This window comes from Paraburkholderia sp. JHI2823 (genome assembly GCF_038900695.1).
In the GTDB taxonomy this organism is placed as follows: Bacteria; Pseudomonadota; Gammaproteobacteria; order Burkholderiales; family Burkholderiaceae; genus Paraburkholderia; species Paraburkholderia mimosarum.
In genome coordinates, this window is the sequence record NZ_JAYMRY010000005.1 from 96,672 (window position 1) to 119,033 (window position 22,362).

Below are 22,362 nucleotides of genomic sequence, written 5' to 3' on the forward strand. Positions count from 1 at the left end.
TGACACAAAAGTGACCCATGGCTGCTTCCGGCACTTGACCTTCCCATGATGGGAACGTAGATACTGCGTAACGTCGATAACACCAGCGTTCACACCATCCTCATGAACGAACCCCTTGTAGCGGAGCGCGCCGAAGCCGTGGCCGAACTCGAGATCCACGGCATGACCTGTGCCTCCTGCGCCACGCGCGTTGAGAAGGCGCTTGCCCGGGTGCCGGGCGTCACTCGCGCCTCGGTCAACCTCGCTACGGAAAAGGCCACCGTCGAAGCGAGCAGCAGCGTTGCGCGCGCAACGCTCGTCGCCGCCGTCGAAAAGGCCGGCTACGAAGCCGTGCCCGTCGCCACGGAAACCGCCACGCTCGCCATCGGCGGGATGACCTGTGCGTCCTGCGCGAATCGTGTCGAGAAAGCGCTTTCGCGCGTGCCCGGCGTGGCCGGGGCAAGCGTGAACCTCGCCACCGAGCAGGCAACCGTCAATCTGCGCGCGCCGCTCACCGGCGAGCTGCAGGACCAGCTCGTCGCCGCCGTGAAGAAGGCCGGCTACGAGGCGTCGCCGCTCGCCGCCGAAGCTGAGATCCCTTCCCCGGCGAAAAGCACCGCCGCAAGCGACGCGGCGCGCCGCGAATGGCGCGCCGTGCTGACCTCGGCCGTGCTCACGGTCCCGCTCGTGCTGCCGATGCTCGGCCACTGGCTCGGTTTCGACTGGATGCTGCCCGCCGTGGCGCAGCTCGGGCTCGCCAGCGTCGTGCAGTTCGCGTTCGGCGCGCGCTTCTACCGCGCCGCATGGAAGGCCGTGCGCGCGGGCGCCGGCAACATGGACCTGCTCGTGGCGCTCGGCACCTCGGCCGCGTATGGCGTGAGCGTCTATGCGATGCTCGTGCATCCCGGCGATATGGCGCATCTGTACTTCGAGGCTTCGGCCGTGGTCATCACGCTCGTGCGCTTCGGCAAGTGGCTCGAAGCGCGCGCGAAGCGCCAGACCACCGACGCCATCCGCGCCCTCAACGCGCTGCGGCCTGACCGGGCACGCATCCGCGTCGACGGCGCAAACGGCGCAAACGCGGAGGAACGCGAAGTGCCGCTCGCCCAGGTGCGCGTGGGCACGCTGGTGGTCGTGCGCCCCGGCGAGCGCCTGCCCGTGGACGGCGTCGTGATCGAAGGCCGCAGCCACGTGGACGAATCGCTCATCACGGGCGAGAGCCTGCCGGTGCCGAAGGCGCCCGATGATCCCGTCACGGCGGGCTCGATCAACGGCGAAGGTGCGATGGCCGTGCGCACCACGGCCATCGGCGCGGAGACCACGCTCGCGCGCATCATCCGGCTCGTGGAGAGCGCGCAGGCCGAGAAAGCGCCGATCCAGCGTCTCGTCGATCGCGTGAGTGCGATGTTCGTGCCCGCGATTCTCGTAATCGCGGCCATCACGCTGGGCGGCTGGCTGTTCGCAGGCGCGAGTGCCGAGACGGCGATCCTCAACGCCGTGGCCGTGCTCGTGATCGCCTGCCCGTGCGCGCTCGGCCTCGCCACGCCTGCCGCGATCATGGCGGGCACGGGCGTGGCAGCACGCCACGGCGTACTCATCAAGGATGCCGAAGCGTTGGAGACCGCCCACCACGTGAGCGTGGTCGCCTTCGACAAGACCGGCACGCTCACGCTCGGCCAGCCCTCGCTCACCGCGTTCGAAGCGGCCGAGGGCCTCGATCGCGACGCGGCGCTTGCGCTCGCCGCCGCCGTGCAGCGGCAAAGCGACCACCCGCTCGCGAAGGCCGTGGTGCAGGCGGCTCAAGCTCGCGCACAAGAACAGGCAATGCCCACCGCTGCCCATGCGCGAGCGGTGCCGGGACGCGGCGTCGAGGCCGAAGTGGATGGCCGTCGCCTCGCGATCGGCAGCGGACGCTGGCTCGACGAGCTTGCACTGGCCGTTCCGCCCGCGCTCGCGGCGCGCGCGCGTTCGCTCGAAGCGGCGGGCAACACCGTATCGTGGCTGTTCGCACTCCAAGCGGAAGCGCAAGGAGAAGCCGTTCTCGCGCTCCTCGCGTTCGGCGACACGGTGAAGCCCACGGCGCGCGAGGCGATTGCGAGCCTCAAGGCGATGGGCATCCGCAGCGTGCTCGTGACCGGCGACAACGCGGGCAGCGCGGCGGCCGTGGCGGCGCAGCTAGGCATCGACGAATTCCACGCCCAGGTGCTGCCCGACGACAAGGCGCGCACGATCCGCGACCTCAAGATCAAGAGCGGCGGGATCGTCGCGATGGCCGGCGACGGCATCAACGACGCCCCGGCGCTCGCCGCCGCCGACATCGGCATCGCCATGGCCACGGGCACCGACGTCGCCATGCACGCAGCGGGCATCACGCTCATGCGCGGCGACCCGGCGCTCGTAGCAGCCGCAATCGACATTTCGCGGCGCACGTGGCGCAAGATCCAGCAGAACCTGTTCTGGGCGTTCATCTACAACCTGATCGGCATTCCGCTCGCGGCGTTCGGGCTGCTCAATCCCATGCTCGCGGGCGCGGCGATGGCGTTCTCCAGCGTGAGCGTCGTGACCAACGCGCTCTTGCTTAGAACCTGGCGAGGACGGCGCTAAGACCGCGTACGGAATGTCGCGCGGAATGACCGAAAGGGCGCATCACGCGCCCTTCTTCGTTGCGCCCTCAACTGTTCGGATATCGAAATTTCCCACAGTTTGGGCAGCCGATGGAATGATCGCTCTATTCTCTAATTGAATTGTAAGAATTTGGCGTTCCGCCCTAAAGGATCGCCCACGCACGCCGTAATGCGTCATGCCAGCGCCTCTGGCGCAGGTTCCCTCCTTGCATGCTTTATTCGGAACCGATCTCATGCTTTCACGCTTATCCCGCCGCGCGAGCGTCGGCGTGCGCCTCGCCTTGCTTTCATGCGTATTCGTCGCAGCCATTTTCGCGGCCTTTACATGGGCGATCACGCAGTCGGCGGCCACCCAGGTCGGCGAGCAGGTGCGCATGCGCATTGCCGAGAAGGACCAGTCGGTTGCTTCGTCGATTTCGCTCATCGACGGCGCGCTCACCGCGGAAGTCGACCGCGCCATGCAGCTCTTCGAGAGCTTCCTGCCCGGCGCCTTCACGCTCGACCCCACGCAAACCGTCGACATCGGTGGCAAGGCCACGCCGGTCTTCAAGTCCGGCGACCACGTGCTGAACCTGGACTTCTCGATACCAGACCAGTTTCTCGCGCGCAGCGGCGAAATCGCGACGATTTTCGCGCGCAGCGGCGACGACTTCGTGCGCGTGACCACCTCGCTCAAGAAGCAGGACGGCTCCCGCGCGATCGGCACGCTGCTCGACCGCAAGGGCCCCGCCTACGCACCGGTGCTCGCCAATCGCACGTATACCGGCCTCGCCCAGCTGTTCGGCAAGCAGTACATCACGCAGTACAAGCCGATTCTCGACGCGAGCGGCCATGTGATCGGCGCGCTTTTCGTCGGCGTGGACGTGGGCGAGCAGATCGACGCGCTCAAGAGCGAGATCGCGAAGCTCAAGATCGGCGAGACCGGCTATTACTTCGTGATGGACGCGTCGAACGGGCCAGGACGCGGCACGTTCCTCGTTCACCCGAGCGCCGCCGGCAAGCACTACGACGACGCCGATGCGCCCTGGTCGCGCATGCTCGAAGCGCGCGAAGGCACGCTCGACTACACCTCGGCCGACACGCGCGCCAGGTTCGCCTCGTTCGTCAGCGTGCCGCAATGGCAATGGCTCGTGGGCGGCGTCGCGGTGCGCGACGAGATCATGGCCGAAGTGAACGCCACGCGCGACCGCTTTGCGGCCATCGGCCTCGCGCTCGTCGTGCTGTTCGCGGCGCTTTCGATCTACGCGGCACGCCGCATCGTGAGCCAGCCGCTGGACGCCGCGGCGCAAGCCGCCGGCCAGCTCGCGGCGGGCGACCTCACGGTGCGGATCGGCAACACCGGCGGCAACACCAGCGGCAACACCGGCGCGACCCACGCCGCGGGCGCCCAAAGCACGGCGGCCGCCGACGAAATCGGCCGCCTCACGCGCGCCATCGACGGCATAGGCGTTGGTCTCGCGCAGATCGTCGCGCAGGTGCGCAGCGCCACGGCGCAGATGAGCGAGGACACCTCGCGCATTGCCCAGGGCAGCGGCGAGATCGCCTCGCGCATCGCGACCCAGGCGAGCAGCCTGGAGGAAACGGCGGCGAGCATGGAAGAACTCACCTCCACCGTGCAGCAGAACGCCGACCACGCGTCGCGCGCCAACAGCGTGGTGAGCAGCGCGGCCGAAGCCGCGCTCGACGGCGGCCGCGCCGTGGGCCGCGTGGTGGAGACGATGAACGACATCAGCCGCTCATCGCAAAAGATCGCCGAGATTACCGGCGTGATCGACGGCATCGCGTTCCAGACCAATATCCTCGCGCTCAACGCCGCCGTGGAAGCCGCGCGCGCGGGCGAGCACGGCAAGGGCTTCGCCGTGGTGGCGAGCGAAGTGCGCGCGCTCGCGCAACGCAGCGCGGCCGCGGCGAAGGAAATCTCGGCGCTGATCGCCGAATCGTCGTCGACCGTCGAGGCGGGTTACCGCATCGCCGGCGAAGCGAGCACGACGATGCGCGGCATCGTCGCGCGCGTGGATGAAGTGCGCTCGATCATCGGCGAGATCAGCGTGGCCTCGCGCGAACAGTCGGGCGGCATCGAGCAGGTGAATGTCGCGGTTTCGCAGATCGGCGCGGCGACACAGCAAAACGCGGCGCTCGTGGGCGACGCGGAACGCGCCGCAGCCGCGCTCAACGACCATGCGGCAGCGCTGGCCGAGCTCGTTTCCGTGTTCAAGGTGCGGGATTAGACGGACGACGCAGCGAAGCCCAGGTTCGGGGCGCACGGCACAAAAAAAGGCGGCGCTGAAAATCGCGCCGCCTTTTCCGTGTGCGGGGGCACGCGCCGCGCTCCCTGTGTGATCGCCGCCGCCCGAGGGGCAGCGGCGCGCACGGCGTTCATTGCCCTTGCGGCTGCGCCACGGGCGGCGTGGAGCTCGCGCTCGCCCCCGATGTATCGGGTTCGGCCATATCGGGCGTCGGTGTCGGCGCCAGCGCCGGCTCCTGCGCCGGATAGGCCGGCTGCTGCGGCGCTTGCGCGGGCGGCGTGCTGGACGGGCCGATGATCGGCGGCAGCCCCATGATCGCGCGAGCGGCCGATTCTGCGGCCGCGGCCGAAGCGGCCGAAGGCGCCGATGCCACCGAAGGCGCCGATGTCCCGCCCGCCTCCGAGGCCGCGGAAGGCACGGATGCCGGTGCCGGCGCGCTCACGCGCGGCGGCGGCGCATGACGCGCCGGCGCGGCCGGCGGTGCCTCGCGTGTGCCGAACAGCTTGTCCATCCAGGCGCGCAGCTTTTCGCGGAAGATCTCGAACGCGCCCGGCGTCACCTCGGTGTCGAAGCGTGCGCGCGAATCGACGATGCGCGAGCGCAGCGCACGCTGAAAGAAGTCGCCGACGATCGGCAGCGCGCTGCGCGCGCCTTGCCCCCAGTAGTCGTCGAGCGTCACGCGGCCGTCGTCGAAGCCCACCCACGCGCCCGCCACGAGTTGCGGATTCATCAGGATGAACCAGCCGTCCGTGTTGCCCTGAGTCGTGCCGGTCTTGCCCGCCACGTCGCCGCGAATGCCGAAGCGCGAACGGATGGCCGCGCCCGTGCCGCGGTTGACGACGTCGCGCATCGTGTCGAGCAGCGTGCGGTCCGCTTCCGCCGAAAGCGCGCGCTCCGGCGAGGCGCTCTCGAACTGCGCCAGCACATTGCTCTTGCGGTCCTCGATGCTCGTGACCATGCGCGGCTCGAGGTACACCCCGTCGTTGGCGATCGTGCTGTACGCGGACACCATCTCCTTGAGCGTGACGGGGCTCGTGCCGAGCGCGAGCGACGGCACCGGTTCGAGCTGGCTGTCGCGCACGCCCATCGCGCGCGCGAGGCGCGCGACCTTGTCCGGGCCCACCGTCTGCATCAGCTGCGCCGTGATGCGGTTGCGCGAGAACGCGATCCCGTCGCGCAGCGTCATCGGGCGGTTGCTCGGCGGCACGTCGTCGGTCGGCTTCCAGATCTCGCCGCCCGCGAGCGCAATCTCCACCGGCTGGTCGATGAACGTGTCGCCCGGCTTCGCGCCCGCCGCGTACGCCGCGCCGTAGACGAACGGCTTGAACGTCGAGCCCGGCTGACGGCGCGCCTGCTGCACGTGGTCGAACGGCTCGTCGGTGAAGTCGCGGCTGCCTACCCACGCCCTGATCTGCCCGTTGCGCGGGTCGATGGCGAGGAAGCCCGCCTGCACGTCGGTCTTGCTCCTGCAGAGGCCGCGCATGAAGTCGCGGTCGGCGGCGAGATGCTTGAGCGCCTCGGCATCGCTCGCGCCCGCGTCGCGTGCGCGCTTGTAGTCCTGCGTCTCGCGCATGAATGTCGCGAACAGATCGTTGCTCGCCGTGCAGCCGTTGCGCCCGCTCCATGCGCCGTTCGCAATGCCCTGGAGCTGGTTCGCGTGCTGGCGCAGCGCGGCGCTCGCCATCTGCTGGAGCCGCGAATCGATCGTGGTGCGCACCACGAGACCATCGGAATAGATGTTGTAGTCGTTGCGGTCGGCCCACGAGATCAGCCACTTGCGCAGTTGCAGCGCGAAATGCGGCGCGGGGCCGGGCGGCTCCGTCTGACGCTCGAAGTCGAGGCGCAGCGGCTTCTTCGAGAGCGTGGCGTACTGCGCCGCGCTGAGCTTGCCGTACTTCACCATCTGGCCGAGCACGGTGTTGCGCCGCGCCAGCGCGCGCTCGGGGTTGATCACCGGGTTGTAGTAGGCGTTGCCCTTCAACATGCCCGTGAGCGTCGCCGCCTGCAGGACGTCCAGTTCATCGGCGGAAACGCCGAAGTAGGTGCGCGCCGCCATCTCGATGCCGTAGGCGTTGTACAGGAAGGGCACCGTGTTCAGATAGGTTTCGAGGATCTGCTGCTTGCTGTAGACGGCCTCGATCTTGAACGCCGTGATCGCTTCCTTGATCTTGCGCGTGAGCGTGGGCGCGCGGCCGATCTCGTCGGGATAGAGGTTGCGCGCGAGCTGCTGCGTGATGGTCGAGCCGCCCTGGCGATCGCCCGAGAACGTGTGCAGCGCGGCACCCGCCGTGCGCTTGAAGTCGATGCCGTGGTGCTCGTAGAAGCGATGGTCCTCGGTCGAGATCAGCGCGTCGACCATATGCGGCGAGATTTGCGAGAGCGGCACCCATTCGCGGTTCGAGGGCTTGAACTCGGCGAGCACCTTGCCGTCGGCCGAGAGGATCTGGGCCGGCTCGTCCACGCGCGCCTTGCGGATGTCGCCGATGCCGGGCGTAAACGGAATCAGCACGAGCACGTAGAGCACGACGAGCGCCGGCAGCGCGCCAACGGCCATCAGCACGCCGCGCCGCGTGGGGTGCCGCAGATGGTGCAGCGCGCGCGCGCCGAGCGGGCGCGCCAGCGCGCCAAGCCGCGCGGCGGCGGGCTTCAGGCGGAGAAAAGACATCGCGATTCGATCGCGGATCAGGGGCACGTAACGCTTCACGCGGGCAGGCAGGGTCGGCTGGCAAAGCGTGAATCGTACCAAACTCGGTGATGGCCCACGCCGGGCGCCCACGCCGGTCGCCCACGCCGGGCGCTCCTTCCCTTCGCTTACCCGGCAGGAACGGGAACGAAGCCGCGGGATGACCGTGCCTTCGCCCCGTCAACAAATAGAAAGGCCCGCCGGGCGGCGGCGGGCCAATGAGCTTACCTGTAACGGAACTGCGATATCCCGCTACCGTCTCGCAGTCCAAACACAACGATTCACCCCGACGGCCTCAGGACAAGGGTTCTGACCAACGTTTAGAAGCGCGACAGAATACCGACGGCGCCCATCACCTGGTTGCTCGTCGCCGAATTGCCGCCAGCGTTGTACATCACTGCGGTGTTGTTGTGACCAATCGCGTGCTGGTACATCGCTTCGCCGTACACTTCCGTGCGCTTGGACAGCGAGTAGCGCGCAATCGCGTTGACCTGGTTCCACTTCGGATCGGTAGCGAAGCCACCCCGCGCGCCGCTCGCACCGTTCAGATGACCGTCCGTGAACGTGTCCATGAGGCCGAGCATGAGCGCCGGCGTCAGTGCGTACTTGACGTTCAGTTCGTAGTTGTCGAAGTGGGTCGAGCCGCTCAGCGGGTTCAGGCCGAACGCGGACGTGTTCTGGAACTGGCTGTGCGTGTAGACGAAGTTGACCGCCGCCGGGCCGAACGTGTAGCCGATGCCTGCACCGACCGTGCGCTGCACGTCAGCCGTCAGATTGCCGGTCGAGATGCCGCCCACTGCGGTCGACTTGAACTCGCTCGGGTCAGCCGCGACGTTCTGGTTTGCTACGCTATTCGAATTGGCAGGCGTGCCCGCCGCGCCCGAGCCGTTGATCTGAAGGTACGCCGCAGCAAGACGCAGCGGGCCGTTGTTGTAGCTCGCACCGGCGCTGTACGCGCGCGACACGGTGAAGCTGGTGCTGTTGCTGAACGCGTACACGCCGCCGAACTTGAAGCCGGCGTAGTCGTTGCTCGTGAACTTCACCGAGTTGCTGAGGCGCACGGAATGCTGCAGGTTGTCGTTGTCGTAGACGTGCGCGAAGCCCGAGTCGCCGAACGGGCCCGCCGTGCCGGACAGCGGCGCGACGAAGTCCACCATCGAGTCATACTGGCGGCCCATCGTGAGCGCGCCGAACTGGCTACTGCTCAGGCCGACATACGCTTGACGGCCGAACATGCGGCCGCCCTGGCCGAGCGCACCGTTGTTGACGTTGAAGCCGTTTTCGAGCACGAAGACCGCACGCAGACCGCCGCCGAGGTCTTCGCTGCCGCGCAGGCCGAAGCGGCTGCCGCTGATGTTGCCGCTCTGGAGTGCGACGCGGCCGCTACCGTGGCCGGGGGCACCGTTGGCAACGTTGTTCGTATAGGCGATGCCCGCATCGACCAGGCCGTAGAGGGTGACCGAGCTCTGCGCGTGGGCCGCGGACGCTGCGAACGCTGCGCAAACGGCGGCAGCAATGGAAATCTTCTTCATTGAAATTATCCCGATTTGCTTGGAAGGAAAGGAAACGCGGCGCTAGTGTAGGAGCGGAAATCCCGCCCCGCCTGGAACAAGCCATTCCGGGAAATGGAAGAATCTTTCACACGGCTGCAACAATCGCATTGCGATGCGCCTTAGGAGACCAACCGGCAACCCTGGTAACAACCCTTATGGGTTTTGTTGAGTTGCGCTGGCGCAACAGCAGTCGCAGGTAAGGTCTTGGGGAACAGCTTCCGTCACAGGACCAGCGAAAGCGCGATCGATACCCACACGGCCGCCGCGCCGCAGAGGAATGCGCGGCGCGCGAGCAGAAAACGCGACTCGTCATTGGGCTTCGCGGGCGAAGTCGCGAGCCAGGGCACGCTGCCGAGGCAAGCGAAACCCGCGAGCGCGATGCCGACGACCACACGGTCGCCGATGTGCCAGGCCGAAGGCTCGTGCAGCCCCCAGTAGCCCAGCGCGATCATGCCGATGGAAAACATCGTCGAGGCGGCCGAGCTGAGCGCCACCACCGATCCTGTCGGAGATTGCATGGTTTGCCTCCCTGCGCGCCTTGCGCCGCTGGCCATTATCGGTGGGCGCGCGGGGCGCGGCAACGCTGCGGCGAGCGCCCGCGTGGCGGCCGGCAGGCGCTTACGCGCCCGGCCGCACCATCTGAAACATCTCGCCGATCTGCGCATAGTCGGCGCGATAGCCCGCGCGCATCACGGGCTGGGCCGCGTGCGTGTCGAAGAGGCCGTCCTTGAGAAATTCCGCGCGTATATGCACGCCCACCACCTGCCCCAGCGCGAGCCAGTTGTCCATGGGCGTGCCGTCGAGCGTGCTGAGCCGCACGACTTGCAGCAGCTTGCATTCGAGCGCGGCCGGCGACTCGGCCACGTGCGGCACGGCGACATTGCGCCCAGGCGCCGGCGTGAGGTCCGCGAGCGCGAATTCGTCGACGTCGGCGGCGACCGGCGCGGACGTGCGGTTCATCTTCGCTGCGAGCGACTTCGATGTGAGGTTCCAGACGAACTCGCCGGTCTCCTCGATGTTGCTGATGCTGTCCTTGCGGCCCTCGCTGCAGAACCCGATGATCGGCGGAAAGGTGGCGAAGGCGCCAAAGAAGCTGTAGGGCGCCAGGTTGAGCACGCCGAGCGTCGACCGGCTGGAGATCCAGCCGATCACGCGCGGCGCGACGATCGCCTTGAACGGGTCATGCGGCAGACCATGGCCGCGGGCCGGGTCGTAGAAATAAGTAGTGGACATGATGGACGCGACGGATTCGATGCGGCCCACACTATCACACGAGCCGCGCGCAGCGCCTGCGCCTTCAAACGCAACGAGGCCGGCTCTGTTTCGAGAGCCGGCCTCGCTGGAAAAAGGCGGTCCGAGCGGAGAAACGCGTTGGGCGGCACGCGCCGCCCGAAGCGCTTCAGCTTCGATCAGTCACGCGGCATGCCGAACGGCATGTAGTGCGAGCGGCGAACGCGCTCGGCTTCGCGGTGGCGCGCTTCGTACGAGTACTCCGCATCCATCGCCAGATACGGCGACGCGAAGAGGTCACTCATCCTTTCGAACAGTGCGAGGATAAAGCTCATGGCGACTCCCAGTTGGGCTGCGATTAAGGGTTTTCCCTAGGACAGAACCGATTATAGGGTTTTCCCTAGGATAACGCTAGTGCAATGCAGCAAAAAAACTGCGACGCGCCGCCGCACGCGGGCGCGCGCGGACGATGCGTTGCAGCAATGCAACGCAGCGGGGTCTCGTATAGGGGTCGAGGCGGACGAAGCGCCGGTTGGGGGCTTAGTGGGCCGTTTTCGAGGCCGGCTTCTGAGCGTGGCGCGCGTGCGCCGGACGCGCCGCTGCACGGTGCGTGGCGGCGGGCGCCGGGGCGGCAACGGCGCGGGCCGGCGACGCTACCGGCGACTCGGCGACGGGGGCCGCAGCCGGCGGCGGCGCCGCGAGACGCCGCGTCAGGTCGTCGAGCGTGGATTGCTGCTTCAGGATGAACGCTTCGAGGCGCGCCTGCTCTGCGCGGGATTCGTTGGCGAAAGTGTCGAAACGCACCGATTGCGCGACACCAAAAACCACCGAAGCAAGCACCGCAGCGGTTGCCGCACCGAGCACCCATTTGAGTTGCCGCGAAGATGCCGCGGATATCTGGCGCTGCCCGGCGAGGGCACCATGTAGCGCATCGAGGCGCTGCGCCAGTGCGTCCGGCTGCGCGGCTTCGTGCCGCGAGAAGCCCGAGGGCTCGACGCGATCTGCGTCGCCGGCCGTCGGCGCGTCGGCCGGACGGGCCGGTAGCACCGTCTTCGTGAAAGCGGTGCCGGGCAACGCACTCGCGCTCTCGTCCGGCGCGCCGAATGCAACTGGCGCCTCCTGCTGCGCCACGTCGGCAGCGGCAGCGGCGCGTTTGGGCCGCGGCGCCCGGCGCGCGGTCGTTGCGCCTGCAACGGCGCCCGCGGTCGCCGCGTCACCGGCGACACCCGCCTCCTCGCCGGCCGCCGCAGCAGCCTGCGCGGGCTCGGGCTCGAAGCCGCTCAGCGTTCCCTGACGCAAGCCGTCGTCGCCCTCGCCAGGCGGCGGCGTGCCCTTGTCGCCCGCCGGCTCGCCCGCAAGCGAATGCTCGTCGGCGGAAGAGAAGGCGGCGGGGGATTCGGGAGAGTCGAACGAAGGAGACGATGCGCCCTGCTTCGAAGGCGCGCTGCGCTCGGGGCGCGAGGGGCTCACGGATGCGGTGTCTGCGTAATCTGCCATGGGTCAGCGATGCGGTTCGCGTCGCGCTTCGGCCGGTCACAGCCGCCGCGCGACGTCCTCGTGTTCTGGTTCGAGCGCGCATTGTCGCATGCCGGAACGCCCTCTCCGCGACTGTCGTTCGACTTACCCGGCCTGCATCAGAACATCAGAACATTTCCGGCCAGAACCCGCTGACCGGAGGGTCTGCATCACATGCGTGTGCCTTGTCACGAAACGCCTTGGTACGGGGCACGCACGAATGATCCGCAGCTTTCGCTAGTGCGTACAATCGCCCGCATTGCACTTTCGTAGTGTTGCCGTCTTACGCACCCTCTCATCATGAACACACCCATTAGCGCAGCCGGCCTGCGCGAGCATTTCGACCGCATCGTCCTGCCGCTGTGGCGCGGCCCGGGCTTCAATCCGGACTTGCGTCTGCCCTATGAGGCACTCGACGCGGCCGGCTCCGGCCCGTTGCCCGTCACGCGTTATCGCGCGATGGCGTGCGCGCGCCAGCTGTTCGTCTTCTCGGAGGCGGGCGACGCCGCTCACGCTCAAACGCTCTTCGAAACGCTGCGCCACACTTTTCAGGACCCGGTGCACGGAGGATGGTTCTACAGCGTCGACGCCGCCGGCGCGCCGCTCGACACCACGAAGGACCTCTACACGCACGCCTTCGTGGTGTTCGCAAGCGCGGCCTACGGCCGGCGCTTCGCCGTCGGCGAGGCGCTCGACCTCGCGCGCGAAACGTCGTCGCTGATCGTCGACCGCTTCGCCGCGCGCGACGGCCTGCTCAACGCGGCGCTCGACGCGTCCTTCGCGAGCATCGCCGGCGGGCCGCTGCAGAATCCGCTCATGCATCTCACCGAAGCCTGGCTCGCCGCGAGAGAAGCGACCGGCGACGCCGCGTTCGATACGGCCATCACGCGTCTCGTCGAGGCGCTCACGCGCGGCTTCCTGCACGAGCCGACGGGCTGCATCGCCGAATTGCCGATCGGCGCGGCGGATAACCGCCTCGAGCCCGGACATCAGTTCGAATGGTTCTGGCTGGCTTCGCGCGCGGGGGCGCGGCTGGGCGCGTCAGGTCTGGACGAGGCGCTCGCGCGCGCCTTCGCCTTCGCGCAGCAGCATGGCGTGGATCCGCAAACGGGAGCGGTGGCGGCCGCGCTTGACGAACACGGCCGGGTGATCGATGCGACGCAGCGCATCTGGGCACAAACGGAATACCTGCGCGCGCTCGCCACGCACGGTGACGCCGCGGCGCTCGCGCCGCAGATCGCGCGCTTCGCGCCGCGCTTTCTCACGCCGCAGGGCTGGGTGGAATGCCGCAGCGCAGATGGCGCAGTGGCGCGCGCGGACATGCCGTCCACGACGCCCTATCACCTTTTGACCGCTTATCAGGGCATGGGCGTCTGAGGCGCAAGCCTCACGGAACGCCAAAGCGGGCGGGCGCCCTGGCCCGCCGCCGAGGCTACACGCTGGTCCGAACCAACCCAGCGGCCCTTCAGGCCGCCAGCACGGCCGGCGAGATCTCGAACGCGGCAACGGCCTCGGAAAGCTGGCGAGTCTGCTGGTGGAGCGAAGCCGCCGCTGCCGCCGCCTCTTCGACGAGCGCCGCGTTCTGCTGGGTCATCTGGTCCATCTGCGAAACGGCCTGATTGACCTGATCGATGCCCGTGCTCTGCTCGAGCGACGAGGCGCTGATGCCCGCCATCATCTGCGTGGCTCGCGAAATCGAGTTCGACACGTCGCGCATGGCGTCGCCGGCCCGCTCCACGAGTTCCGAGCCGCCGCGAATCTGCGAAACCGACTCGCTGATGAGCGTCTTGATCTCCTTGGCCGACTGGGCGCTGCGCTGCGCGAGCCCGCGCACTTCGCCCGCCACGACCGCGAAGCCGCGACCCTGTTCGCCGGCGCGCGCGGCTTCAACGGCCGCGTTGAGCGCAAGAATGTTGGTCTGAAACGCGATGCCGTCGATCACGCCGATGATCTCCGCGATCTTGTCCGAGCTTTGCGCGATGCCGCGCATGCGCTCGACCACCTCGCCCACCACGGCGCCGCCGCGCGCGGTCGCGTCGAGCGCCGCCTCGGCCAGCGCGTTCGCCTCGCGCGCGTTCTCGGCCGTGTTGCGCACGGTGCCCGTGAGCTCCTCCATGCTCGCCGCCGTCTGCTCCAGCGAGGCCGCCTGCGATTCGGTGCGCGCCGAAAGATCGGCGTTGCCGGTGGCGATCTCGTCGGCGCCCACGTGGATCGAGCCCGCCGCCTCCCGCACCGTATGAACCGTGCGCGCGAGGCTCGACTGCATTAGCGCGAGACCATGGAACAGCCGGCCGATCTCGTTCTCGCCGCGCGCGGCCACGCGTTCGTCCAAACGCCCTTGCGCGATACGCTCGAAATGGCGGCCCGCTTCTTCCAGCGGCTCCACCACGCCGCGCCGCAGGGCGATATGTACGCCGGTCGCGAGCGCGATCAGCAGGATGAGCGTGAAGAGACCCACGCCCTGAAAGAGCGCGAGGCGCGAATCGATCGAATCGAGCGAGGCGCGGCTCGCCGCCGCGCTGAACTGCGCGAACGCGTGCAGCTCCGCGAGATAGGCGTCCTGGTACGACTGCGTCGGCTGGTCTAGGAACGCCTGCAGATTGTTGCCGTTGAGGTCGTCGATCAGCTCGCCGAGCGCCTTGCGGTACACCTGGTAGCGCTGCCCGAGCGCGGCGACGCGCGCGCGGTCGTCGTCGTTGATCGGCGGCACGTCCATGAGCGCCGCGAACATGGTGTCGGCGGCGGCCAGCTGGTCGCGCGCGTGATTGACCATGTCGGCCGGAACGGTGCCCCCTCGCACCATGCGCGTGCCCGCGCGCGAGAGGTTGATGCGCGCGTCCATCAACTGCTGGGTGATGACGTTGGCGGCGCTCGCCTGGCGCAATGCGACTTTCGAAAGGTCGGCCACGTCGTCGTGCGTGCGCGTGAGCGACCAGTAACCAAGCCCTGCGGTCACGAGCTGCAATACACAGAACGCGACGAGGACGCACAACAGGCCGGATGCGACCTTGATCTTGCTGAACAATTGGACACCTGCGATGGCAGTGAATAAGTGCGGCGCGAGCATGTGATCGCCCGGGCCCGCACTGCATTAACGGCCGCGCAAACGTTGTTTTGAGCCCCAAACCGTGAATAAATCGTGAAAAAACGCCCCAAAACGCGCAACGGATTATTTCCGAAATGATTCAGCGCAGATTTCGCGCACTTCTCACAACAATACGAGGGGACGACGTTCGATTCACCTTGACTCGGCCTTGCCGGGCTTCCTAGAGTGGTTAGGAAACCACTCGGGGATAGACCCAGGGAATGCGACGATGACAGATCTTGCGGATCGCGCGCGCGGCGCGTTGCATGCCCAGCCGTTCAGCATGCTGCTCGGCACGGAACTGACGCACGTGGGGACGGACGAGCTCACCCTGCGCCTGCCAGTCCGCGACGAGCTCAAGCAGCAGCACGGTTTCGTCCACGGCGGAGTGATCAGCTATCTAGCGGATAACGCGCTCACCTTCGCGGGCGCGCTCGCGCTGGGGCCAAGGGTCGTGACGGGGGAATACAAGATCAACTATCTGCGGCCGGCGCTCAAGGGCACGCTGATGGCGCGCGCCCGCGTGGTGCACGCGGGGCGCTACCAGGCGACCTGCCAGTGCAGCGTGTACGTGATGGAAAACGGCGACGAGCGGCTCATCGCGCTCGCGCAGGGAACGGTCAGCCGGATGGCGGAGAGCGGACCGCCGGACGAGAAAGACCAGCCGACTTGAGACGTTCGCGCCGCACGACAAACGCGCGAGGCGAAGCGGGTGTCCCCGCCTTCACTCGCGCGTTTGCGCGTGGGTGCGTCGGGCGCGCTTACTCGGCCGCGCGCGTCTTCTGCTGCTGCTCGCCCAGGCCCTCGATGCCAAGACGCACCGTCTGGCCCGGCTTCAGGAACACCGGGTTCGGCTTCACGCCCATACCCACGCCCGGCGGCGTGCCGGTGGAGATCACGTCGCCCGGCTGCAGGCTCATGCACGCCGAAAGATACGAAACGAGCTTCGCGACCGTGAAGACCATCGTGCGCGTGCTGCCGTTCTGGTAGCGATGGCCGTCCACTTCGAGCCACATGCTCAGGTTCTGCGGGTCGGGCACCTCGTCGCGCGTGACGAGCCACGGGCCCGTCGGGCCAAACGTGTCGAAGCCCTTGCCCTTGTCCCACTGGCCGCCGCGCTCGATCTGCCACTCGCGCTCGGACACGTCGTTGACCACGCAATAGCCCGCCACATAGTCGAGCGCCTCTGCCTCGCTCACGTTCTTCGCGTGCTTGCCGATGACCACGCCCAGCTCCACTTCCCAGTCGGTCTTTTTTGAGCCGCGCGGAATCTCGATGTCGTCGTTCGGGCCGACGATGGCGCTCGTCCACTTGTTGAAGACGACCGGCTCGCCCGGCACCGGCATGCCCGACTCCGCGGCGTGGTCGGCATAGTTCAGGCCGATGCACACCATCTTGCCGATATGACCCACGCAGGGTCCGATGCGCGGATTGCCCTCGACGAGCGGCAGCGTTTCCGGATCGATCGAGCGCAGTTGCGCGAGACCCGCGTCCGAGAGCACATCGCCCGCAATGTCGGCCACGTTGCCCGAGAGCGCGCGAATGCGGCCCTGAGCGTCGAGCAGGCCCGGTTTTTCATGGCCCTTCGGGCCATAGCGAAGCAGTTTCATCGTCTGTGTTCCTTGTGTGTCTGTACGAAAAGTGCGCGAGGAATGCGCTGCTTCCGGTCGGTCAATGGGTAGTGCGGGTGCAGCTGGCTCGGCTGGATGTTGGGTCTAACTAGTTAGACCATCCGCCGTCGATCACATGCGCCTGGCCGGTCGTGAATCCCGATTCGTCAGAGGCGAGGTAAAGCGCGAGCGCCGCGATTTCCTCGGGCTTGCCCACGCGCCCCATCGGCTGGCGCGCGACGAATGCAGCGCGCGCCGCGTCGACGCTCGTGCCCTGCGCCGCCGCTTGCGCCGCGATACGCTCTTCGAGCGAGGGCGAAGCCACCGTGCCGGGGCAGATCGCGTTGCAGCGGATGCCGCGCGTGACGAAATCCGCCGCCACGGCCTTCGTCAACCCTATCACAGCCGCTTTCGACGCGCCGTACACGAAGCGGTTGGGCACGCCCTTCACGCTCGATGCCGCCGACGACATGTTGATGATCGAGCCGCCGCCCTCCTCCAGCATGCCGGGCAGGAAGGCGCGGATGGTCCGGTACATCGCCTTGGCGTTCAGATCGAACGCGAAGTCCCAGTCTTCTTCGCTTGCCTCCAGAATCGACCCCGCGTGGACGAAGCCCGCGCAGTTGAACAACACGTCGATCGCGCCCACTTCCTTCGCGAGCACGGCGATCGCCGCGCCGTCGAGCACGTCGAGCTTGCGCGCCTCGACCGGGAGCGCCGCGAGCGCGTCGATGCGGATGTCCGTGGCGATCACGCGTGCGCCTTCGCGCGCGAACAGTTCGGCGGCCGCGTAGCCGATGCCCTGGCCCGCGGCGGTGATCAGGGCCGTCTTGCCGGCCAGTCTTTGTACCATCTGCCACTCCGGTTGGATGCGCGGCACGGCGATACCCGGTATTGCAGTAACCGCCCCATGCCGCGATCGAGCGATGAAATCGCGGGAAGAAGTCGGGATGACGCAGCGGCCATTATGGCGATGCAGGCGCGCCTCGTGGTGCTCGGGGGCGTTGTCTAACCGGCTGGCTGCGGCCCCAGCCGATAGAACGCCGCCGCGTTGCCGCCGAATACCGCCGCCCGCTCGTCCGCGCGAAGCGCCGTTGTGAGCCGTTGCGCGCAGGCGTGCCAGCGTTCGTAGTCGCCATTGAGATTGAGCACCGGCCAGTCGCTGCCCCACATCAAGCGTTGCGGGCCGAACGAAGCGAGCAGATGCGCGAGCCACGGCGCAAGCGTCGAATCGTCCCAGCCAGGCGCCGCTTCGGTCGCGAGCCCCGAGAGCTTGCAGTGGACCTGCGCAAACTGCGAAAAGCGCGTGATGGCCTGCGACCAGGCGGCGAAGCCGCTTTCGCCGCCAGCCGCGATTGGCGGCTTCGCGCCATGGTCGATCACCACGCGCAACGCCGGATGGCGCGCGATAAACGTCGCAAGCGCGCGCGCATGACGCGTGAAAACGAGCGCGTCGAAGGCGAGGTCGTGGGCGATGAGCGCATCGACGGCGCGCGCGGTATCGGCTCTCGCGATCCACTCGTCGTCGGGCAGGTCCTGGAGCATGGGCCGCACGCCGCGCAGCTTCGGCTCGCGCGCGAGTTCGGCGATCAGCGTGCCCGCGTGCGGATCGTCGAGCGGCACCCAGCCGACCACGCCGGCAATCGAAGGCTCGTTGCGCGCGAGATCGAGCAGCCAGCGCGTTTCCTCGACGGTGGGCGCGGCCTGCACGACCACCGTGCGCGCCACGCCGCACGACGCGCGCAACGGCGCGAGATCCGCCGGGCCGAACGCGCGGTAAAGCGCGGTGATGTCGGGCGTGAGCCAGCCGTAATCGCCGCGCGCGGGATCCCAATAGTGCTGGTGGGCGTCGATTGGTTCGAACGTAGCCATGATCTATTCCCCCGGAAGCGGCGCACGCGGATCGACGAGACCCTCGTCGCGCAGGGCGAGCCACAACTCGCGGGGCAGCGGTGTTTCGAACGAGGCGGCGTTCTCGCGCACCTCGGCCGCGCTGCGCGCGCCGTTGAGCACCGTCGCCACGGCCGGATGCGCATAGGGAAACTGCAGCGCGGCCGCCGCGAGCGGCGCGTCGTACCTCCGGCAAACCGCGTCGAGCCGCGCCACGCGCTCGACGATTTCGCTCGGCGCATCGCCATAGTTGAACTTGAGATCGCCTTGCAGCCCCCGCGCGAGAATGCCCGAATTGAACGCGCCGCCCAGCAGAATGCTCACGCCCTTCTTCTCGCACTCGGGCAGCAGGTCGTCGAGCGGCGCCTGTTCGAGCAGCGTATAGCGGCCCGCCAGCAGCGCGCAGTCGATGTCGAATTCGCGCATCGCTTCGAGTATGACTTCGCGCTCGTTCACGCCGAAGCCGATGGCCTTGACGACGCCGCCCTTGCGCAATTCGTCGAGCGCCTTGAAGCCGCTTTCGCTCAGTTGCCGCCAGTAATGCGCATTGCGCTCGCCGTGCGTGTAGCGGCCGATATCGTGCACGAGCAGGATGTCGATATCGACGAGGCCGAGCCGCTGCTGGCTATCTTCGAACGAGCGCAGAATGCCCTCGCGCGTGTAATCGAAGATCGCCTCGAACGGCAGCGGATCTTGCCAGCCTTCACTGCCGTCGTAGGGATGCGTGCGCGGCACGAAGTGCCGTCCGACTTTCGTGGAAAGCACATACTCGTTGCGCGGATGGCGCCGCAACGCCGCGCCCAGCCGGTGCTCGGCCTTGGTGTGGCCATAGTGGGGCGCCGTGTCGAAAAAACGGATGCCGGCTTGCCATGCGGCGTCGACGGTGGCCTGCGCCTCGTCCTCGGAGAGGTCGCGATACAAACCGCCCAGCGGCGCGGTGCCGAGGCCCAATGCGCTCACTTCCAGCGCCGTGCGTCCGATACGGCGCCGCTGCGCCGCCTTTGGATGGTGTTCCTGCGCCATGGCTCGTCTATCTCCTGGATATGGTTGTCTACACAACGATATGCGCCTCAGTGCGCGGCTTTGACGACCGGCACGCGCGCGCTGGCTGGCAGACACGCGGGCCCCACGGGCTCGAAGGTCTTGTACGTGAGTATGAACTCCTGGTGGCCGAGCGCTTCCGACTTCGAGCGCTGGCCGCTGGCAACGGCCAGCGTGAAGTCGAACACTTCGCGCCCCACTTCGTCGAGCGTCACGCGGCCCTCCAGAATGCGGCCCGCGTCCACGTCCATGTCGCCCGCGAGATTGCGGTACGTGAGCGGGTTCGCGCACACCTTGATGACGGGCGCGAGTGCCGAGCCCACGACCGACCCTCGCCCGGTCGTGAACAGGATCACGTGCGCGCCGCAGGCGATCAGCTCCGCGATTTCCGCATTGTCGCTGATGTTCGGGAATCCGAATCGAGGCTCGCCGTCGGGCACCACGTCGAGCAGATAGAGACCGCCCGTGGGCGGCACGTCGCCAGGCTTCACGATGCCCACGATCGGCGAGGCGCCGCTTTTCGCATACGCACCGAGCGATTTTTCCTCCAGCGTGGTGAGCCCGCCGTCCGCGTTGCCCACCGCGAAAGAGCCATGGCCGAGAATCGAGTAATAGCGCGCCGCCTTGGCTACGCAAGCAACGATTTCCGCGCCCAGTTCGGGCCGTGCCGCGCGGCGCGCCATATGGAATTCGCAGCCCACCAGCTCGCCGGTTTCCTCGAAGATGCAGGCCGAGCCCGCCGCGATCAGTCGATCAAAGGCGCGGCCCACAGCCGGATTGGCGGTGATGCCGCTCGTGCCGTCCGAGCCGCCGCAGATCGTGCCAACCACGAGTTCGTCGAGGCGCATGGGCACCTTCTTCTGCGCGGCGAGCTGCGCGCGCGCACTGCGCACCCATTCAAGACCACTGTGAATCGTGCTGCGTGTGCCGCCCTTCTCCTGAATCGTCAGAACTTCTACGGGCCTTCCGCTGGCGCGCACCTGCTCCACGAGATAATGCTTGTTCATGCTCTCGCAGCCGAGCGAGACGAACAACACCGCGCCCACGTTCGGATGCGTAGTGAGCTGCTTCATCATCTTCTGGGCGTAGCTGTTCGGAAAGCAACCGGGAAAGCCGATCAGATGGACAGGTGACCCACTATCACTTTGCGCCGCATACGGATCGTCGAAGGCATCGGGGTCACCAAAGGGCTCGCGGAACTGGGCGACGATTTCGCGCGCCACGTGATGCGCGCACTCCACGAGATAGGCCACCGCGACCACGTTGCGAATGCCCTTGCGTCCGTCGCTGCGCAGCCAGCCTTCGAGGATGGGCGCCGCGGCGAACGAGGAAGTGACGTTGTTATCGCTCATAACCTGAATCCTGCTTGCGGCACTCGCCGCATCAAGGGACGCCATGAAGCAGCGCTATTTGTGCGGCACGAACTCGTGCCCCGCGTCGTGCGTGTAGGTCGGCAGGTAATCGCTTTCGAGGTTGTGCGTGTGCAAATGCTCGCCGCGCCGCACTGGCGCGCTCACGTGGCCGATGCTCGCGCCATGGCGCACCACCTTTTCCTCCTTGGCGAGCGCACGGCGCGCCACCTTGTGGCCGAGTTCGATCGTCTTCGCAAGCGTCACGCGCTCGCCTTCTATCTCCACCGTCTCGCCCGCTGGCAGAAGCGCCGCCGCGATCAGGCAGTTGTCCTCCGGCGCGAGCAGGATGAGGCGAGCGTCGAAGCGGGGTGCTGTGCCGTTCAATAGCGTCTCCGCATGCATTGAGCGCCTCGCCTCGCCGCCCACGCGCTCGCCATCATGAGCGAGCGGGGAATGAGCCTGATGAGGCTGGCATTCATTCATCAATGAACATATTATTCATATGCGGACCGCGCAAGGTCAAGGAATGTGCAGTGCAGCATGACCCCGTAGTTTCCCTGGGAGCGGAATGGAAAAGATCGCGAAACAACGCCGGATGGACAACGTGCCCGAAGAAGCGGAAGAGAAAGACCACCGCGACGACAGCGACCGGTATCGCGCGCCCGCGCTCGACAAGGGGCTCGACATCCTCGAACTGCTCGCGGAGCAGCGTGCGGGCCTCACGCGCGCCGAAATCACGAAAGCGCTTGGGCGCAACGCCAGCGAGATCTACCGCATGCTGGAGCGGCTGGTGGCGCGGCAGTACGTCATACGCTCGGAAGGCGGCGACCGTTACGCCCTGAGTCTGAAGCTCTTCGCGCTCGCGCACCGCCACCCGCCCATGGAGCGCCTGATCGCGCAGGCGCTGCCCCTCATGCAGCGCTTCGCCGACGACGCCGAGCAGTCCTGTCATCTCACCGTGTACGACCGCGGCAACCTGCTCGTGATCGCGCAGGTGGACGGTCCCGGCGCGTGGGGCATTGCCGTGCGGCTGGGCGCGCGCGTGGGCCTCGTCGATACGAGTTCGGGCCGCACGCTGCTCGCCTGGCAGACGCCGGAGCAGCGCGCGCACATGCTCGCGGAACATACGAAGGTGAAGGGCGAGGTGGCGATCGATCATGCGGCGCTGGCGGCCGCGTGCGAACAGGTGCGCGAGGCGGGCTTCTCGCGCAAGGACAGTCAGCAGACTTTCGGCGTCACTGATGTGACGTTTCCGGTGCTCGGACCTTCGGGCCAGGCGATCGCGGCGCTCACCTGCCCGTTTCTCAAGCGCATCGACGACTACGTCGCGCCCACGCTCGACGACGCGACGAATATGCTCCGTGCGACCGTGCAGGCCTTGTCGATGTTTCGCGAGGAAGAGGCGCAATGACGGTCAGTTCAGTACGAGCGCTGCTTGATGCCCCAGCGCCCTTCGTCGAACGGTCTCGAGCAGGCCCTCAAGCTGGGCGGGATACGTGCGTCAGGCGATGCCGCGGAACACCGTCTCCGGTGAAACCAGACGGTTCGTTCAGG

Annotated in this window: 18 protein-coding genes; 5 read left to right on the forward strand and 13 right to left on the reverse strand. The window is 67.5% G+C overall.

The genetic code is table 11. From position 1 onward, the window contains the following. The first annotated feature begins 102 nt into the window (after positions 1-102). Positions 103-2,583, forward strand: coding sequence for a heavy metal translocating P-type ATPase (locus tag VSR34_RS08100; protein ID WP_342962281.1), 2,481 nt, complete (start codon positions 103-105; stop codon positions 2,581-2,583). 253 nt (positions 2,584-2,836) lie between these two features. Continuing rightward, entirely contained in the window at positions 2,837-4,831 is a 1,995-nt protein-coding gene (locus VSR34_RS08105; protein WP_342962282.1) for a Cache 3/Cache 2 fusion domain-containing protein, read from the forward strand. Positions 4,832-4,979: 148 nt separating this feature from the next. Here the strand turns inward: VSR34_RS08105 and VSR34_RS08110 are convergent, their stop codons facing one another. From VSR34_RS08110 to VSR34_RS08135, 6 genes are all read right to left on the reverse strand, one after another. Further along, a complete protein-coding gene (locus VSR34_RS08110) occupies positions 4,980-7,532 on the reverse strand; it encodes a transglycosylase domain-containing protein (protein ID WP_342962350.1) in 2,553 nt (850 codons plus the stop codon). Positions 7,533-7,852: 320 nt separating this feature from the next. Continuing rightward, positions 7,853-9,064 (reverse strand): porin, encoded by a 1,212-nt coding sequence (locus VSR34_RS08115; protein ID WP_342962283.1) that lies wholly within the window; start codon positions 9,062-9,064, stop codon positions 7,853-7,855. A gap of 242 nt (positions 9,065-9,306) precedes the next feature. Beyond that, a complete protein-coding gene (locus VSR34_RS08120) occupies positions 9,307-9,603 on the reverse strand; it encodes a hypothetical protein (protein WP_028211119.1) in 297 nt (98 codons plus the stop codon). 100 nt (positions 9,604-9,703) lie between these two features. After that, positions 9,704-10,318 (reverse strand): flavin reductase family protein, encoded by a 615-nt coding sequence (locus VSR34_RS08125; RefSeq protein ID WP_342962284.1) that lies wholly within the window; start codon positions 10,316-10,318, stop codon positions 9,704-9,706. A gap of 176 nt (positions 10,319-10,494) precedes the next feature. After that, positions 10,495-10,650: a hypothetical protein gene (locus tag VSR34_RS08130; RefSeq protein WP_342962285.1), complete on the reverse strand. Its 156-nt coding sequence runs from the start codon at positions 10,648-10,650 to the stop codon at positions 10,495-10,497. A gap of 205 nt (positions 10,651-10,855) precedes the next feature. After that, positions 10,856-11,812 (reverse strand): hypothetical protein, encoded by a 957-nt coding sequence (locus VSR34_RS08135; protein WP_342962286.1) that lies wholly within the window; start codon positions 11,810-11,812, stop codon positions 10,856-10,858. A 318-nt stretch (positions 11,813-12,130) separates the two neighbouring features. On the opposite strand from VSR34_RS08135, the gene VSR34_RS08140 reads away from it, so the two are divergent. Beyond that, a complete protein-coding gene (locus tag VSR34_RS08140; RefSeq protein WP_028229774.1) occupies positions 12,131-13,207 on the forward strand; it encodes an AGE family epimerase/isomerase in 1,077 nt (358 codons plus the stop codon). Positions 13,208-13,295: 88 nt separating this feature from the next. Here VSR34_RS08140 and VSR34_RS08145 read toward each other — a convergent pair whose 3' ends face one another. Further along, a complete protein-coding gene (locus VSR34_RS08145; RefSeq protein ID WP_342962287.1) occupies positions 13,296-14,855 on the reverse strand; it encodes a methyl-accepting chemotaxis protein in 1,560 nt (519 codons plus the stop codon). A gap of 289 nt (positions 14,856-15,144) precedes the next feature. Between VSR34_RS08145 and VSR34_RS08150 the strand changes: the two genes are divergently transcribed. Continuing rightward, entirely contained in the window at positions 15,145-15,588 is a 444-nt protein-coding gene (locus VSR34_RS08150; protein ID WP_028229773.1) for a PaaI family thioesterase, read from the forward strand. 88 nt (positions 15,589-15,676) lie between these two features. Here the strand turns inward: VSR34_RS08150 and VSR34_RS08155 are convergent, their stop codons facing one another. The 6 genes from VSR34_RS08155 to VSR34_RS08180 all read right to left on the reverse strand — a co-directional run bounded on the left by VSR34_RS08155 (position 15,677) and on the right by VSR34_RS08180 (position 21,192). Then, the gene (locus VSR34_RS08155) at positions 15,677-16,525 is read right to left on the reverse strand and encodes an ureidoglycolate lyase (protein ID WP_028211125.1); all 849 of its coding nucleotides are present in this window, start codon (positions 16,523-16,525) and stop codon (positions 15,677-15,679) included. Positions 16,526-16,634: 109 nt separating this feature from the next. Further along, complete coding sequence (locus VSR34_RS08160) at positions 16,635-17,378, reverse strand: SDR family oxidoreductase (RefSeq protein WP_342962288.1); 744 nt, start codon at positions 17,376-17,378, stop codon at positions 16,635-16,637. A 155-nt stretch (positions 17,379-17,533) separates the two neighbouring features. Continuing rightward, positions 17,534-18,397 (reverse strand): amidohydrolase family protein, encoded by an 864-nt coding sequence (locus VSR34_RS08165; protein WP_342962289.1) that lies wholly within the window; start codon positions 18,395-18,397, stop codon positions 17,534-17,536. Positions 18,398-18,400: 3 nt separating this feature from the next. Then, positions 18,401-19,438 carry an aldo/keto reductase gene (locus VSR34_RS08170; RefSeq protein ID WP_028229770.1) on the reverse strand — a complete coding sequence of 346 codons (1,038 nt, stop codon included), beginning with the start codon at positions 19,436-19,438 and terminating at the stop codon, positions 18,401-18,403. A gap of 47 nt (positions 19,439-19,485) precedes the next feature. Further along, the gene (locus VSR34_RS08175) at positions 19,486-20,808 is read right to left on the reverse strand and encodes a UxaA family hydrolase (RefSeq protein ID WP_342962290.1); all 1,323 of its coding nucleotides are present in this window, start codon (positions 20,806-20,808) and stop codon (positions 19,486-19,488) included. Between the two features lie 54 nt (positions 20,809-20,862). After that, positions 20,863-21,192, reverse strand: coding sequence for a UxaA family hydrolase (locus VSR34_RS08180; protein WP_028211130.1), 330 nt, complete (start codon positions 21,190-21,192; stop codon positions 20,863-20,865). 211 nt (positions 21,193-21,403) lie between these two features. Between VSR34_RS08180 and VSR34_RS08185 the strand changes: the two genes are divergently transcribed. After that, a complete protein-coding gene (locus VSR34_RS08185) occupies positions 21,404-22,219 on the forward strand; it encodes an IclR family transcriptional regulator (protein WP_028211131.1) in 816 nt (271 codons plus the stop codon). Positions 22,220-22,362: the final 143 nt, after the last annotated feature.